This is a genomic window from Sulfurimonas crateris (assembly GCF_005217605.1).
Classification (GTDB): domain Bacteria; phylum Campylobacterota; class Campylobacteria; order Campylobacterales; family Sulfurimonadaceae; genus Sulfurimonas; species Sulfurimonas crateris.
The window spans coordinates 42,867-58,716 of the sequence record NZ_SZPX01000002.1 but is presented as its reverse complement, the minus strand read 5'-3'; the positions used below and the strand labels follow the sequence as shown (position 1 = coordinate 58,716).

15 protein-coding genes are annotated in these 15,850 nt (G+C 39.9%); 12 read left to right on the top strand and 3 right to left on the bottom strand.

Annotation, left to right across the window (positions count from 1 at the left end; all coding sequences use genetic code 11):
- The first annotated feature begins 6 nt into the window (after positions 1-6).
- The 10 genes from FCU45_RS02915 to FCU45_RS02870 all read left to right on the top strand — a co-directional run bounded on the left by FCU45_RS02915 (position 7) and on the right by FCU45_RS02870 (position 9,752).
- Entirely contained in the window at positions 7-537 is a 531-nt protein-coding gene (locus tag FCU45_RS02915) for a thioredoxin domain-containing protein (RefSeq protein ID WP_137012121.1), read from the top strand.
- Between the two features lie 57 nt (positions 538-594).
- Positions 595-1,731, top strand: coding sequence for a succinyldiaminopimelate transaminase (locus FCU45_RS02910; RefSeq protein WP_137012119.1), 1,137 nt, complete (start codon positions 595-597; stop codon positions 1,729-1,731).
- On the top strand, positions 1,728-2,231 hold the full coding sequence (locus FCU45_RS02905; RefSeq protein ID WP_137012117.1) for a hypothetical protein: 504 nt from the start codon (positions 1,728-1,730) through the stop codon (positions 2,229-2,231). The genes FCU45_RS02910 and FCU45_RS02905 overlap by 4 nt, the downstream gene beginning before the upstream one ends.
- A gap of 4 nt (positions 2,232-2,235) precedes the next feature.
- Positions 2,236-3,549, top strand: coding sequence for a UDP-N-acetylmuramate--L-alanine ligase (murC, locus tag FCU45_RS02900; RefSeq protein ID WP_137012115.1), 1,314 nt, complete (start codon positions 2,236-2,238; stop codon positions 3,547-3,549).
- Positions 3,549-3,878 (top strand): hypothetical protein, encoded by a 330-nt coding sequence (locus FCU45_RS02895; protein WP_137012113.1) that lies wholly within the window; start codon positions 3,549-3,551, stop codon positions 3,876-3,878. The genes murC and FCU45_RS02895 overlap by 1 nt, the downstream gene beginning before the upstream one ends.
- Positions 3,869-6,091: an endonuclease MutS2 gene (locus FCU45_RS02890; RefSeq protein WP_137012111.1), complete on the top strand. Its 2,223-nt coding sequence runs from the start codon at positions 3,869-3,871 to the stop codon at positions 6,089-6,091. The genes FCU45_RS02895 and FCU45_RS02890 overlap by 10 nt, the downstream gene beginning before the upstream one ends.
- Complete coding sequence (locus FCU45_RS02885) at positions 6,092-7,282, top strand: BaiN/RdsA family NAD(P)/FAD-dependent oxidoreductase (protein WP_137012109.1); 1,191 nt, start codon at positions 6,092-6,094, stop codon at positions 7,280-7,282.
- 58 nt (positions 7,283-7,340) lie between these two features.
- Positions 7,341-7,895: a LemA family protein gene (locus FCU45_RS02880; RefSeq protein ID WP_137012107.1), complete on the top strand. Its 555-nt coding sequence runs from the start codon at positions 7,341-7,343 to the stop codon at positions 7,893-7,895.
- A 109-nt stretch (positions 7,896-8,004) separates the two neighbouring features.
- On the top strand, positions 8,005-8,946 hold the full coding sequence (locus tag FCU45_RS02875; RefSeq protein WP_137012105.1) for a DUF3137 domain-containing protein: 942 nt from the start codon (positions 8,005-8,007) through the stop codon (positions 8,944-8,946).
- Positions 8,943-9,752, top strand: coding sequence for an EI24 domain-containing protein (locus tag FCU45_RS02870; protein ID WP_137012103.1), 810 nt, complete (start codon positions 8,943-8,945; stop codon positions 9,750-9,752). Before FCU45_RS02875 ends, FCU45_RS02870 begins: the two co-directional genes overlap by 4 nt.
- On the opposite strand, the gene FCU45_RS02865 is transcribed toward FCU45_RS02870, so the two are convergent.
- Positions 9,718-10,137 carry a hypothetical protein gene (locus FCU45_RS02865; RefSeq protein WP_137012101.1) on the bottom strand — a complete coding sequence of 140 codons (420 nt, stop codon included), beginning with the start codon at positions 10,135-10,137 and terminating at the stop codon, positions 9,718-9,720. The genes FCU45_RS02870 and FCU45_RS02865 overlap by 35 nt on opposite strands.
- Before the next feature lie 67 nt (positions 10,138-10,204).
- Here FCU45_RS02865 and trpB point away from each other — a divergent pair, with 67 nt between their 5' ends.
- Positions 10,205-11,416 carry a tryptophan synthase subunit beta gene (gene trpB, locus FCU45_RS02860; RefSeq protein WP_137012099.1) on the top strand — a complete coding sequence of 404 codons (1,212 nt, stop codon included), beginning with the start codon at positions 10,205-10,207 and terminating at the stop codon, positions 11,414-11,416.
- A 4-nt stretch (positions 11,417-11,420) separates the two neighbouring features.
- Here trpB and FCU45_RS11850 read toward each other — a convergent pair whose 3' ends face one another.
- Positions 11,421-11,942 carry a c-type cytochrome gene (locus tag FCU45_RS11850; RefSeq protein ID WP_137012097.1) on the bottom strand — a complete coding sequence of 174 codons (522 nt, stop codon included), beginning with the start codon at positions 11,940-11,942 and terminating at the stop codon, positions 11,421-11,423.
- A 155-nt stretch (positions 11,943-12,097) separates the two neighbouring features.
- On the opposite strand from FCU45_RS11850, the gene FCU45_RS02850 reads away from it, so the two are divergent.
- A complete protein-coding gene (locus tag FCU45_RS02850) occupies positions 12,098-13,642 on the top strand; it encodes a GGDEF domain-containing protein (protein WP_170175818.1) in 1,545 nt (514 codons plus the stop codon).
- A gap of 9 nt (positions 13,643-13,651) precedes the next feature.
- Here the strand turns inward: FCU45_RS02850 and FCU45_RS02845 are convergent, their stop codons facing one another.
- Complete coding sequence (locus FCU45_RS02845) at positions 13,652-15,730, bottom strand: ATP-dependent helicase (RefSeq protein WP_137012093.1); 2,079 nt, start codon at positions 15,728-15,730, stop codon at positions 13,652-13,654.
- Positions 15,731-15,850: the final 120 nt, after the last annotated feature.

Below are 15,850 nucleotides of genomic sequence, written 5' to 3'. Positions count from 1 at the left end.
GATATTATGAAACTTCTCTCAATACTGTTTTTATTTATTTTAAGCCTTAGCGCTGCAGAGATACTCTCCGTCTCACAAAAGCCAAAAGCTGATCTTGAGTCGATATCAAAACACGCTATAAAATTCGGCACCGGAGAAGATAGCGACGTATATGTCTTTATTGACCCTCTCTGCAAATATTCACGTGCACTTATGAAAAAAATCGATGAGAACAGGATGCTGCAACTCTCAAACACATACTACATCTTTTTATATAGACTGCCGCGATTAGATTCTGAAAAAATGATGCACTACATCTACGAATCTTCAGATCCAAAAGAGACGCTAACGGAGATAATGGTATATGAATATGAGGTAGACCTAAGCGGTTATGAGGCAAGAGAAAGCACCATAGATGCGCTGGGTAAAATTGCCGAAGTTGCTGCGACTCTTGATATGACCAAGCGCCCATATATGATCTCCTTTGAAAAAGGATCTAAATATTGCAGAGTCTCAGAGGGCGAAGCCTCGTGTCTAGAGGAGTTTGATAGTCATTAACTTCTCTTTTAGCGATTTTAGATATAATTGCGACTACTATTAAAGGCGTTAAAAACTATGAATTTTGAACCATATCCATTTGAAAAACTAAACAATTTACTCAAAGATATTACACCGAACTGTGAGTATGAACCATCGGCTCTAACCATCGGCGAACCGCAATTTGAAACTCCAGGTTTTATACAAAAATCACTATGCGACAACGCTTCTCTTCTTAGAAGATACCCTAAAACTGCAGGTGAAGAGAGTCTAAGAGAGGCGCAAAGAACATTCATTGTAAAAAGATTCGGCATTGAGCTAAGTGACGATCAGATCATCCCGACATTTGGTACAAGAGAGGTTCTTTTTAACTTTCCTCAATTTTTTCTTTTTGACAAAAAAGAGCCGACTATCGCTTTTACAAACCCTTTTTATCAGATCTATGAGGGGGCGGCCATTGCTTCAAGAGCAAAGACGATATATCTCAACCTTACAGAAGAGAATAATTTTAAGCCAAAGATCGATGAAGAGAGATTGTCTGCATGCCATCTTGTTATTTTAAACTTTCCAAACAATCCTACAACTTCTACTCTAAGCGTAGAAGAGCTAGGGGAGTGGGTAAAACTCTCTCTTAAACATGACTTTGTTCTCCTAAACGATGAGTGCTACAGCGAAATTTACACAGGCAAGCCTATCCCATCACTTCTTGAAGCCTCTTTGCATGTCGGAAACAGTACATTTAAAAACGTGCTTGTGATCAACTCTATCTCAAAACGCTCATCAGCTCCGGGGCTTCGCTCAGGTTTTATTGCAGGCGATGAAGAGATATTAAAAGAGTATTTAAACTACAGGACTTACATCGGCTGCGCCTCCCCTCTTCCACTTCAAAGCGCTGCAGCAGCGGCTTGGAGAGATGAAGAGCACGTAGAAGCAGCACGTGCTATCTACATACAAAACTTTGAGATCGCGCGTGAAATTTTAGGCGTAGAAATTCCGGATGCGACTTTTTACATCTGGCTAAAAGTTCCCTCTCCTTTGGAGTTTACAAAAAAACTTTATGAGAAATACAACGTAAAGGTCCTTCCCGGAGAGTATCTGGCAAGAGATGATGAGAACGGAGTTAATCCCGGAAAAGATTTCATAAGAATAGCTCTGGTCGAAGAGCCGAAAAAGACAAAAGATGCATTAGAGAGAATAAAGGAGTGTCTATCGTGAATGAAGTAGAAAAACTAAAGCAAGAGGTGCTTCAAGCACAACAAAACTCTGACATTGCATCTCTGTATGTACTAGAACAGCGTGCGCATGACACGTTTGACGAGAATACGCTTCAAGGTTTTTATATGAACATCTTGGATATTGCGCTTGAGAGACTCACAAACACTCTTGAAGCCAACAGAGTTATGGATATGAACGAGGTTCAAGACTTTGCCACTCTTAGAGCTCTCTATGAGTACGCAATTGAGCACTACAGCGCAGGAAAACTGCATGATGCAAGTGCGCTCTTTGAGGTTTTAAGCGGACTATGCAATGACAAAAAGTTCTCATCTGCACTTAAGTTTCACTGGATCGCGGCTAAAGAAGAGATATCTTTAGACGATTTTCTCTCAGAGATCGCAGACGTAGATGCGACGCAAAATGCGGGTACATTTTATATAAGCTGTTTTAACACAAAGGCACAAAAATTGCTAGATAACTCTAAAACAGATGCGGAGTAAAGCAATGAAAATTCACTTTATCGGGATCGGCGGTATAGGCATATCAGGATTGGCGCAATATATGCTCTTTCAAGGTCATGAAGTAAGCGGCTCGGATATAGCTGATACTGTAATCACACAAAAACTTCGTAAACTTGGTATAAGTGTTACAGTCCCTCATGATGCATCTGCGATCACCGATCAAGACCTTGTCATTCACTCTGCCATCATACGTCCTGACAATCCCGAGATAGTTGAGGCAAATGCCAAAGGTATAGAAGTTCTTGCACGCCGTGAAGCACTTCTTCGCATACTTGACACCTCAAAAGTCTACTCTGTTGCAGGCGCACATGGAAAAAGCACAACGACTGCTATTTTGACGGCTATTATGGAAGGCTCTGCAATTATTGGAGCTGAATCAAAAGCATTTGGCTCAAATGTAAGATACAACCCGCAAAGCGACGTTATGCTCTTTGAAGCAGATGAGAGTGACGGCAGTTTTATAAACTCAAATCCGCACTGCGCTATTGTCATCAATGCCGAACCGGAGCATATGGAGTACTACGACTACAACTATGAGCTATTTTACGACTCATACAAAACATTTATAAAATCTGCTCCGTGTCGTGTTTTAAATGCCGAAGATCCGTTTTTGAGCAAACTTGTGGACGAGATAGAGGCAGAGTGGCTCTACCCAAGCCGTGATATAACGGACATTGAGTTTGTGCTGATAGACGATGAGCCGCATACTAGATTCAAACTCAAAGATCTGGGAAGTTTTGATGTTTGGGGATTTGGAAAGCATATCGCTCTTGATGCGTCATTAGCGATTTTAGCGGCTCATGAATCGATGGACATTGAGACTATTAGAGAGAAGATACTTACATTTAAAGGCATCAAAAAACGCTTTGATATAGTAGGCTCTCAAAAGGGCAGCGTGATTATAGATGACTACGGTCATCATCCGACTGAGATAAGAGCTACATTTGAATCGGTCAAAGAGTATGCACTTCTTAAAGGGTTTGATAAGATCACGGCTATCTGGCAGCCGCACAAATACTCTCGTACAATAGACAACCTTGAAGAGTTCATAAAGTGCTTTGAAGGAGCACAGGAGCTTATCATCCTTCCTGTTTGGTCGGCAGGCGAGAGCAGCAGAGAGATCGATTTTAAAGAGAAGTTTAAAGGATACAACCTTATAATGGCGGACAACGTTACAAGAGCTAACAACACCATTACAATCATCAAAGACAAAGAGGTGTTAAAAACACTCGACAAAGGTCTTATAATCGGTTTTGGCGCCGGAGACTTGACATATCAGATAAGAGGAACAGCATAGTGGCATATATATTTGGACTCGTAGTAGTCGGTCTCTTCTTTTTGGCTCTGCACTACTTTACGGAACTAACACGCACTCAAAAAGCAACTGTGACGGCTGTCGTTCTTTTGATAGTTCTATTTGCAATAGCTTTTAACAAATACAACGATGCAAAAACTCAAAAAATGCTAGATGCAGTATTGAGATTTAACCAAAATAAAACAGTTGTTTGCGATGGCGTAGAGGTAAACAAAGAGAACTTCACACTAAGCATCGGCACCTACACTTTCATAGGCAAAGAGAATACTCCAAACCGTGGTCAGATGATTAGTGCATCTAAATGCGAGTAGAGAACAATCCAAAGATTGATACACTCATCAATCAGCTTGATCTAAATGATCACATATCCCTTTTTAGACAATTTTTCTCCAGAGAGAGCTCCCTTTACATAGAGGGAGACCAAGAGCTTCACTACCGCTACATCAAAGCGCTTGATGCCATAGAGTTTAAAGCGCCTCCAAAAGTTGGTGATTTTACAAATATAAAATTTCATCTCAAAAAGCAGGGTGTTCTTCAGTTTGAGCAGATATTTGAGATAGTAAAGGTCGTGCGATATTTTCGCTACTTTCAAAACAGAGAGCTTGAGGGGATAATCGGCGAATGGATGGAGAAGTTTATCATCGAGCCAAAGTTTCTTGAAGTAGAGAAGTACTTTACACATGAGGGCAAGTTTGATGAAAATCTTGATGAGACGCTATTTAATCTGGGTTCAAGAGTAAAAGAGCATAAAGCCAATATTAACGAATCGCTCAAAAGGCTCACATCAAGCCAAAAGCTCTCCCCTTACCTAATTGATACGCAGGTACACCTCATAAACGACGAAGAGTGTCTTTTGGTTCGCGGCGGATTTAACCATGTCCTAAAAGGCGCAATGGTCGGCAGAAGCAGCAGTGGAGGTTTTTATGTCTCACCCGATCTCATTTTAAAGACAAAAGAGCAGATCCGCTACATCAACGAAGAGCGTGAAGCTATCTTTTACAGCTACGCAAAAGAGTTCTCCTCAAAACTCTCTGAGCTTCTTCCTTTTATAAACTTCATAGACAAAGAGTTTACAAAGTTTGACAACTATCAGGCAAGGGTTCTCTTTGCAAAAAGCAGAGATCTACAACTGATAAAATCAAAAAAAGATTCTAAAATAGTACTTGAGGGCTTTATCCACCCTGCTCTTCACAATGCAAAGCCGACCAGCGTGAACTTCTCTAAAAATATTTTGATGATAACAGGCGTAAATGCCGGCGGAAAAACGATGCTGCTCAAGTCTATACTGAGTGCGGCTTTTATGGCAAAGTATATTATCCCGATGAAGGTCAATGAACATAAGTCCCATATCGGAGGATTTAAGCAGGTCCTTGCAATTATAGACGACCCTCAAAACGTCAAGAACGACATCTCCACATTTGCCGGGCGTATGCAGGAGTTCTCAAAGATATTTGAGTGCAGAGATGCGCTTGTCGGTGTAGATGAGATAGAGCTTGGAACAGACAGCGACGAGGCGGCAGCGCTCTTTAAAGTGATACTTGACGAGTTGATACTAAAAGGGCATAAAATAGTGGTCACAACCCACCATAAACGTCTTGCAGCTCTGATGGCAGACCGTGAAGATGTCGAGCTGATGGCAGCAATTTATGATGAGAAGAACAGAGTCCCTACTTACGAGTTTATGCACGGCATCATCGGAAAAAGCTACGCATTTGAGACGGCGCAGAGATACGGCATATCAAACAAGATCGTCCAAGAGGCAAAAGCTCTCTACGGAGACAACAGCGAAAAGCTAAATCTTCTTATAGAGAGGGGCTCGCAGCTGGAGCGCGAACTCAAACAAAAACATAAAAAGGTTGACGAAAAGCTAGATGAGCTCGAAACAAAAGAGCGTGAGCTAAAAGATGAGAGAGCTAGAGTTTTTGATGAGCTTGAGCGTGAAAAAAATATGCTCAAAGAGAGTTATAAAACCGCAATAGATGAGGCAAAAAAAGCGGCTCGCGCGGGTGATATGAAGGCTATCCACAGAGCGATGAACGAAGCCAATAAAAAGCTCCCTCTTGAGAAAAAAGAGCCGCAGATTGCGCATGTCACAGAGTTTAAAGTCGGAGATAACGTCAAGTACCACAGTAAAAAAGGCGTTATCGTCGCCATGAAAGATAAAAAAGAGGCGATAGTAGAAGTAGACGGTATGCGTGTGAGAGTCAAAACATCGCAGCTAAAACATACACAGATCATAAAACAAAAATCGACCACTGACATAAAAGTAAATGTTCAAAAAAGAGCGGGACTAAAATGTGATTTGCACGGCATGAGAGCCGAAGAGGCAACCGAAGTGCTCGATAAATTTATCTCCGATGCGCTTATAAACGGCTGGGACGAGGTTATAGTCTATCACGGTATCGGAACCGGAAAACTCTCTTATGCCGTCAAAGAGTTTTTAAAAACCCACCCCAGAGTAAAAAAATTCGAGGACGCACCACAGCATCTGGGTGGATTCGGTGCGAAAGTCGTGACACTTTAAATGAAAAAAACAGCGATCATCGGCGGCGGGGCAAGCGGCTTAATATGTGCTATCTTTTGTGCAAAAGGCGGCGCAGATGTAGAGCTGTTCGAGCAGAACCAAAAGTGTGCCAAAAAGATATTGGTATCGGGAAACGGGCGCTGTAATATTACAAACAAGAATTTAAGTTCAAATGACTACTTCTCGCAAAATCCATCTTTTGTGGAGTTTGCACTTAAGGAGTTCGGGTTTAATGAGTTTGAGAAGTTTTGCGAGAGTATCGGACTTCTGCTTGACGCTAAAGATGACGGACGAGTCTATCCACTAAGCAATGAAGCAAAAAGCGTTGCCGCTCTGCTTCTTAGCTATGCAAAAAATCTGGGCGTAAAGATAAACACAGAGACAAAGATCAGAGATATAAAAAAGCTTTTAAACGAGTATGATTCGGTAGTTATCGCTACCGGCTCAGAGGCTGCATCTCATCTTGGCGGAAACAGAGACGGCTTGGAGTTCGCAAAAGAGGTCGGGCACAATATTATCCCAACATACCCCTCTCTTGTTCAGCTGCACCTAAATTCATCAGTTGTAAAAAAGATGAGCGGCGCAAAAATAGAGGGGGAGGTCTCACTGCTTATTAACAATAAAAAAGAGACAAGCTCAAGCGGAGATATTCTCTTTACCGACTATGGGGTTTCAGGATTTGCAATTCTTGACATCTCGCAAGCTGCAAGCATTGCCCTAAGAGATGGAGTAGATGTAAGCATATCCATAAACCTGCTACCATCATTAAACGCCCAAAAGCTATCCTCCCACATCAGCAAGCTTGCCTCCGTGCAGAGTGATCTTACATTATCAGATATTTTAGCAGGGATTATTCCACTTAAGATCGCTTCTGGAGCTTTAGAAGAGTTAAAACTTCCTGCCACATTAAGCGGTAAAAATATCGACACAAAGCTGAGTAAAAAAATAGCGAATCAGATTCTGAATTGGCGTTTTAAAGTAAGTGACACTCACGGTTTTAGGCATGCGGAAGTTGCAGGCGGCGGGGTTGATACTGCAGAGGTAAACCCAAAAACTTTTGAGTCATTGAAGCAAAGAAACCTCTACTTCTGCGGAGAGGTCATGGATGTTGTGGGGCGACGCGGAGGATACAACTTTGCCTTTGCATGGGCAAGCGGTTATTTGGCCGCAAATAATATAATAAAATCTTAAAATAGTTTTAACTATTTTAGGGTAAACTACTAGCACTTACCATTAAAGGATCTCTACAATGTCAATGCCTTTTATAATTCTCATCATTTTAGCCTTGATCTTGGTTTTGATGTACAACTCTCTCGTCGCTAAGAAAAATCAAGTTGAAAACATCTTTGCAAGCGTTGATACAACTCTTAAAAAACGATATGACCTCATACCAAACCTTGTCGCCTCCGTAAAAGAGTATATGCAGCATGAAAAATCGCTCTTAGAAGAGGTGACAAAACTTCGTGCCGAAGCTATGAAGCCCGACATCAGCGATGCACACAAAATAGCTCTTGATGCAAAGGTAACATCCGCTCTTGGCTCTATTATGATTGCAGTCGAGGATTACCCAGAGCTAAAAGCCAATGAGAATATAATGCATCTGCAACATACGCTACATGAAGTAGAAGAGCAGATCTCGGCTGCCAGACGCGCTTACAATCAAGCCGTGACAGACTACAACAATGCTATAGAGATGGTTCCTACAAATTTTATGGCTTCACTTATGAACTACAGAAGAAAACAGGTGTTTGAGATCGTAGAGAGTGAGCGTAAAAATATAGATGTCAAAGAGCTTTTTAATTGATGTTAAACACTAAAATGAACGCGTCCATTTTAGCGGCAGGGACAGACGTCCCTACAACCCCCTAAAGCTACGAAAAACAAAGTTTTTCGAGAACTACAAAGGCTTATAAATGAAAAGCGTAAGCGAGCTTACAGATTTTTACTATAAAAATCTCTTTCCTACTCTTGAACAATTAGAGAACAAGAGAAAAAACCTTAGATATAAGATAGTCATTGTCGCACTTGTGTATACCCTCCTCTGCGCTGCCATTGCTTACACTTTAGTCAATTTTTACGAATTTATCATCTTTGCATATATAGCAATTGGAGCTATAATTTACAAATTTTTAATTCACGACTATACGCATGAGTTTAAGATGAGTGTTATAAAGCCGCTTATTCATGCCATAGACTCTTCGCTTCTATACTCATCTACAACCCATGTCTCTGATTACTATTTCGAGCGTTCAAAACTCTTTGAAAAACCTGACAAACTGGGCGGAAACGACTATGTCAAAGGACAAATTGACGGTATCAACATACAATTTTCAGATATTCATGCCCAAAAAAGACACAAAAACTCCAAAGGAAGAGAGAGTTGGAGCACACTTTTTCAGGGGCTTTTTATAGTTGCCGATTTCAACAAGAACTTCAGCGGTGAGACCGTTGTTCTGCCCGACAGCGCACAAAGTACATTTGGCGATCTGATAGGACACTGGCTGCAGTCAAACAATATGGCAAGAGATGAACTGGTAAAGATGGATGATCCTGAGTTTGAGAAGGAGTTTGTCGTATACTCTACCGACCAAGTAGAAGCGAGATATATTCTCTCAAATTCGCTAATGAAAAAACTTCTGGCTTTTCAACAAAAATCAAGCCATAAAGTTCATATCTCTTTTATACAAAATCATATTTATATGGCAATCAGCTACAACAAAGACCTATTTGAACCATCTATTTTTCGCTCGCTGCTAGACTACAAAGTGGCTATGGAGTATGTAAAAACTCTGCATCTGGCTATAAGCGTCGTTGAAGAGCTAAAACTAAATCAAAAATTATGGAGTAAAAGATGAACGAAAAAGAGATACTGTTTCAAAGTATAAAGGATTTTTCAACCCCAAAAATGCTCAAATATGCTCTTTTTCCTTTTATAATAAGCATTATTATTATGTATATTATTTTCTTTACTGTAGCAGGTATGGGAGTTGAGCAACTTGGAACTATGCATGTAGAGAGTTCTCAGACAACTATGCATGGCGGCATCCCTCATACTGAAAACATAGAAGCAGAACTTGAAGGTTCTGCAATTATGAAATTTTTAATGAGCTACACGATAACATCGTGGCTGGCTACTTTTCTTATCTATGTAATCGGAGGTTTTTTAACCATCTATCTCTCTGTCTTTGTAGCAGTGATAATCATAGGTTTTTTAACTCCTCTCATACTAAAAGAGCTTCGTCTAAGACACTACAAAGATGTTGATATGATAGGACACTCAAACCTGATATCTGCAATCTTTTTAGCCATCAAATACTCTGCGGTAATGATTTTGCTGTTTTTTCTGCTTATCCCTTTTTACTTTGTACCACTTCTAAATATAGTGGCGATCAATATACCGCTCTACTACTTTTTTCATAAGATGCTCACATTTGATGTCTCTTCAAGCATCTGCACAAAAGAAGAGGCTAAGCAGATCGCATTTTTCAACAAAAACAACATCAGGCTAAAAACACTTCTGCTCTATCTTATCTCGCTTGTTCCGTTTGCCATCTTTTTTGGAGCGATCTTTTTTGTTATCTATCTTGGACACACATACTTTCTAGAGGTAAGAAAAATCAGAGCACTCAGCCCCTCTTTAGCTCAAGATCTTCAAGCATGATCTCAATAAGAGTCAAATAGTGTTTCTCGCTGACATCTTTTTTAATATCTCTGTAGATCGAGTAAACTTTATTGCCGTTGTAAAAAAGCTCTAAAACAAGCAATCCTTCGTAGGTGTAATCAGAAGATGTTTTAGAGAGCGGATTTGTGCATGAGAGAGTATAATCCCTATACTCAACTCGCAGCATATAATCCGACTTACCGACAATAAAACCTTTTTTCTCCATAATATTTTGTGAGATGACAAGAGAGCGCTCATCATTTGCGACGACCTCTATAGATGGGATAGTTACACCTATCTTGCTCTTGTCATATATATTTTTATAAATCTTTCCGTCACATCCAGCAAAGAGAAAAAGTAACAGAACTAAAATAGTATTTTTCATAAAATTTTCTTTTTCTCTAATTTTATCTCTTAATCGCTACAATTTGACAAAAAAGGGAAAAGTAATCATGAAGAAACCATATTTAGACTCTATGCCAGACGCAAATGGATTTTTTGGAAAGTTTGGGGGAGCTTTTATTCCGCCTCAGCTTGAAAAACCTTTTCAAGATATAAACGAAGCGTATGACAAACTCTCAAAATCTTTTGAGTTTCTTGATGAACTTAAAAAGATCAGAAAACATTACCAAGGTCGCCCTACTCCCATCACCTACTGTAAAAACCTCTCAGATTTCATCGGCGGAGGACAGATTTACCTTAAGCGTGAAGATCTTAACCATACGGGTGCGCATAAGCTCAACCACTGTATGGCGGAGGCGCTTTTGGCAAAATATTTAGGTAAAAAGAAACTGATAGCTGAGACCGGTGCGGGACAGCACGGCGTGGCTCTTGCGACCGCGGCAGCATACTTCGGACTTGAGTGTGAGATACATATGGGCGAAGTGGATATTGCAAAAGAGCATCCAAATGTAGTGCGTATGCAGATACTCGGTGCGAAAGTAGTTCCTGCAACTCACGGGCTTAAAACCCTTAAAGAAGCGGTTGACAGCGCATTTGATGCATACTTAAAAGATACGGACAATCAGCTCTTTGCAATAGGCTCTGTTGTCGGTCCTCATCCTTTTCCAAAGATGGTAAGAGACTTTCAAAGCGTAGTGGGAATCGAAGCAAAAGAGCAGTTCTTTGAGATGACGGGCAAACTTCCGGACATGGTAACCGCGTGTGTAGGAGGCGGAAGCAATGCTATGGGAATTTTTAGCGCTTTTATAGAAGATAGCGTAAAGCTATACTCTGTTGAGCCTGCAGGAAAAGGTTCAAACATAGGTGAGCATAGTGCAAGTTTGACATATGGAAGCGAAGGGGTGATGCATGGATTTAACTCTATTATGTTAAAAGACAGCGAAGGCAATCCCGCACCTGTACACTCAATCGGAAGCGGTATAGATTACCCGTCCGTAGGACCTGAACATGCATACTTAAACAGTATAGGAAGAACAAGTATAGGTCTTTGCAGTGATGATGAAGCGGTTGATGCGTTTTACAAGTTATCTCAACATGAGGGGATCATCCCTGCTCTTGAGTCCGCGCACGCTGTTGCTTTTGCCATGAAATATGCAAAAGAGAACCCAAAAGAGTCTATTTTAGTAAACCTCAGCGGAAGAGGAGATAAGGATATTGACTACATTGTAGAAAATTATCCTATTCCTCTAAAAGATATTTAAAAGACTAGAGTTTAGAAATATGCTCTGAGAGGGCTTGTATCTCAGCATCTCCAAGCTTGGAGACCTGCCCTACCATGATACCTTTCATAGCCCCGCCGTACGTTCCTGCTTTGTACCCATTAAGTGCATCTGCTGTTTTTTTAGCATCCCAGCCCTGAATGATCTGAGATTTTCCTAATGCTGCTTTTGAGCCGTCTGCACCGTGACATCCAGCACACACTTGGTAAAGTTTTGCTCCGTCAACCTGAGCTTCGGCTATTGCCGTCTCTGCCTCTTCTACCTTAGCTGTTACCACTTCCTTAGCCTCTTCAACCTTTGTAGTAACTTCCTCTTTTACTTGCTCGGCTGTTTCAACAACCGCTTCTTTTACCTCTTCAACTTTTGTGGCGACTTCCTCTTTTACTTCTTCAGCACTCTGAGCTACGCTCTCTTTCTTCTCGGCTATCACCTCTTTTGTCTCTTGTTTGTTCTCACCGCTACAACCAAGTAGAAATAGGGCTAACACTGACGATATTAAAATTTTCATTGCACTCTCCTTTTTTTTTCATTATACTATAATTTATGAACTCAAATATAAAATTTTTATTAACAATTTTTCTCTACTTTATTTAAAATTATACTTTTTAGAAAAATAAAAGTAGAATGATTAAAAGTTGTTATATCTTAAATGGGAACAACATTATGAAAAATATAGACCATGACAAAACAAAAGAAAATTTTAAATACTTCATCTTGATTACTATAATGCCTATAATAGGTATTATTGTCATATTCTCCTACGCTTTTTTACACCTTCAAAAAGATTTAGAATTTATAATTGATGAAATAAGAGGTTTATCAACTATAAAAGAGGTGCAAAATACGGTTTTTAACCTTCAAAGAGCAAGAGGTCTGACGTGTATACAAGAGCCTTCAACAAACTTACTTCAAGAACTCGAACTTACTAAAGAGAAAATCTCAAAAAATCTCGTATCCCTAAGAGAAGGTATTAGCGCTCATAATAAAAATGACTTTTTAAAATCGGAACTATTAAATTTTACAGACTCTATAAATAAAAGTACTTTAGTGTTCGCCAGTTTTGACTATTTTTCCAAATTGATTGAGGAGTTTATGAGCTACTCCAACCGTATCTCTTACGGATGTAATCTTATATTAGACCCTAAAATGGACTCTTATGTAATGATAGAGAATGTTGTATATCTTCTTCCACGGCTTATCGAATACAACGGACAGATAAGAGCAATTGCGGCAAGTACAAAAGACGGAGAACTTACAGAGTACCAAAAAGAGTATTTTGCTATACAGCTAAACAAGATAGAAGAGGTACTAAAAAAGCTGGAGTTCAATCTGGATATGCTCTACAAAACAGATCAAAATATTGATATAAAAGAGCATCATCTAAAGATGAGAAAAGCTCAAAAAGCTATTATTGAATTTACTAAAATAAATCTCTTGGGTACCGGTAGTGTAGCTCTTGAACCGGATGGCATTTTTGATCTGATCACTAAAAACATCAATCTCATAATCGCTCTTTACGATGCAAACGTAATTTACTTGGAGAAAAGTCTAAACAACAGGCTAAATGAGACAAAAGAAGTCTCTAACTACGTAATATTGGCGGGGGTTTTATCTATCTTATTTATCGGATATATAAACGGGATATTTTATTGTAAAAACAGAAAATATATAAAAAATATACAAAAATTGACAATTACCGACTCTATGTCCTCTCTGTATAACAGACGACACTTTGACAAAGTTTTTGAAGATAACCTAAAGATACAGAGCAGAACAAAACAGCCGCTTGTTTTTATTATTTTAGATATTGATTTTTTTAAACAGTACAACGACACTTATGGACATCAAGCAGGGGACATTGTTATAAAGATTGTGGCAAAAAACCTGAGAGCCTCTCTTAAAAGAGCCGGAGATATGGCTTTTAGACTCGGAGGCGAAGAGTTTGGAATACTGTGTATCGGTATGAGTCATTCAGAAGCTCTCTCTTTTGCAAACAGTATAAAAGAGCGCATTGAAAATGAAAAAGTAAAGCATGAAAAAAATCAGGTGAGCGATTATCTAACTATCTCAATGGGAGTTATTGTCATTGAACCAGATACACTGCACAATGTTAACGAAATATACAGATGCGCAGATAAGGCACTATACATGGCAAAAGAGAACGGACGCAATCAGGTTGTCATATATAATGACAAAAACTTCATCTAAAAGCCAAGACTACTCCTCTTTGCCCTCCTCTTTTAAGACCATGGCCCTAAAAGCCTCATCCTTTGGAACCAATCCGGCTTCGTACAAAAACTGTGATGGCAGGAAGTTTAGTTTTTTGATCTTGTCATATTTTGCGTAGCTAAGGTAGAGTATATCTTTTGCGCGCGTTACTGCTACATAAAAGAGTCTTCTCTCCTCATCCAGTGAGCCTCCGCGCTGCATAAGTTTACGGTTTGGAAAGCGTCCGTCCATCAAATCAACTATATAGACCTCTTTATACTCCAGCCCTTTTGAAGCGTGCACGCTAAGCAGGTTTACACCCTCACCCTGTGTCAGATCTGATGAACCTAGTATCATTGCATTTAAAAATCTCTCATGTTCGCTGTATGGCTTTGAGAGCTCCTCTAGCAAAACCATTTTTCTGGCTATCTTAGAGAGTGCATCCGCCTTTTGCTTCTCATCAATAGTGCCGTCTTTAAGCTGCGCTCTTCTACTTGCCAGAAATTCGGCTATATATTTGTAAATTGCAGACTCAGCAATCTTTTTTACGATGGTACGCGGCTGTTTAACACCCTTTAGATCTCGAAACAGCAGGTAAAAATCATGCAAAAAAGTTGCGTTCTCTTTTGTAAGTTTTGGATGTTTTAAAATGGGATTGCGCATAAATTTATCTTCAAATCCAAGCTTTGCAAATTTACCAACACTGCCAAGCTCTAAAAAATCATCAAAAAGGCCGAGCTGATGGTTCAGTTTTCTCTTCTCAAAGGGGTTCTTGTTTGATTCATCAGGTGCATAAAGCCCGTAAAATATACTCCCGTGTCCAAGTGTCTTAAGAGCAATGTAGAGCTCTTTTGCCATCGCACTTCCAATACCTCTTGCAAACTCAAAGAGATGGATAAATGCCATCATATCAGACTCATTTACAAGCAAAGTATAGAAATCTAAAACCGCTTTAACCTCACGTGAATCAAAAAAGCTTGTTCCCCCTTTTCGCTTACACGAGATGCCAAGCTCACGAAGTCCGACCTCTATGCCGTCAGCCGAGGAGTTGTTTCTAAAAATAACGGCTATCTCTTCCTGCGGTGTCTGCGTGGCACTTATTTTTCTGGCAATATCATGATACTGCTCAAACAGCTCATCGTAAGCCAGAAGTGTCGGAGGCTGCGAAGTGTGTCCGCGTGTAACTTCAAGTTTTTTAGGGTAAATCCGCTCATTATGCTCTATTACTTTTGTAGCAAGTGAGAGGATCGGCACGGTCGAGCGGTAATTTTTTGTCAAAGTATGCACTTGTGCGCTCGGAAATTTTTTTGAAAATGTCCCTATTATCGAAATGTCCGCTCCGTTAAAAGCGTAGATGCTCTGGTCGTAATCCCCGACACAAAAGAGTGATGGCGGACTCATCGCATCTATAAGCGTGCCCTGAAGCGCGTTTGTGTCCTGATACTCATCTACAAGCACCTCTTTGTAACCCAGATCTTTACTCTTGCACATCTCTCTGAAGTTTAAAAGCAGGTCATTGAAGTTTACAAAGCCGTACTCTTTTTTTAAACCCTCGAACTCATCGACAATATCCGCATATATCATCGCAAAAAGCTCATGTTCAGGGTATCTGTTTCTGACCCACTCCTCAAAATTATCTACAAGTTCCGTGTTTTGGTAAAAAGAGTAGACATCATAGAGATAGTTTCCGCCATAAGGCATTATCTCCGCTCCAATATGACCAAAAGAGCGCTTTTCATAGACACTTCTAAAGAGCGTTTTTAACTCTCTTTGCTGTTTGAGGACAACTTTTTTATCCTCTTTTTTAAGCCATCTGTAACTCACCGCATGAAATGTCCCCGCATCTATCTTTGAAGCTACATCTTTGCCGAAAAAATCCCCAACGCGCTGAACCATCTCTGCCGCGGCTTTATTTGTAAATGTTAGAAGTAAAATCTCTTGAGGCTTTACGCCCGAATCCAAAAGATAAGCGATTCTGCCGACAATTGTAGATGTCTTGCCCGTTCCTGCAGAAGCTATGATGAGATTTTGGCTGTTTTTTGATGTTGCAGCGAGGTACTGTTGCTGATTTAAACGCGAAAGTGGCAAAAAAACTCCTCTAAAATTAAGAGTGAAATTATACTATTATAAGCTTCAACTTTTTAAAATAGAGCTTCTATTGTGTAGTGTTTGCACAAGAACAAATAAAACTCAAATAAGCAAAGCCTC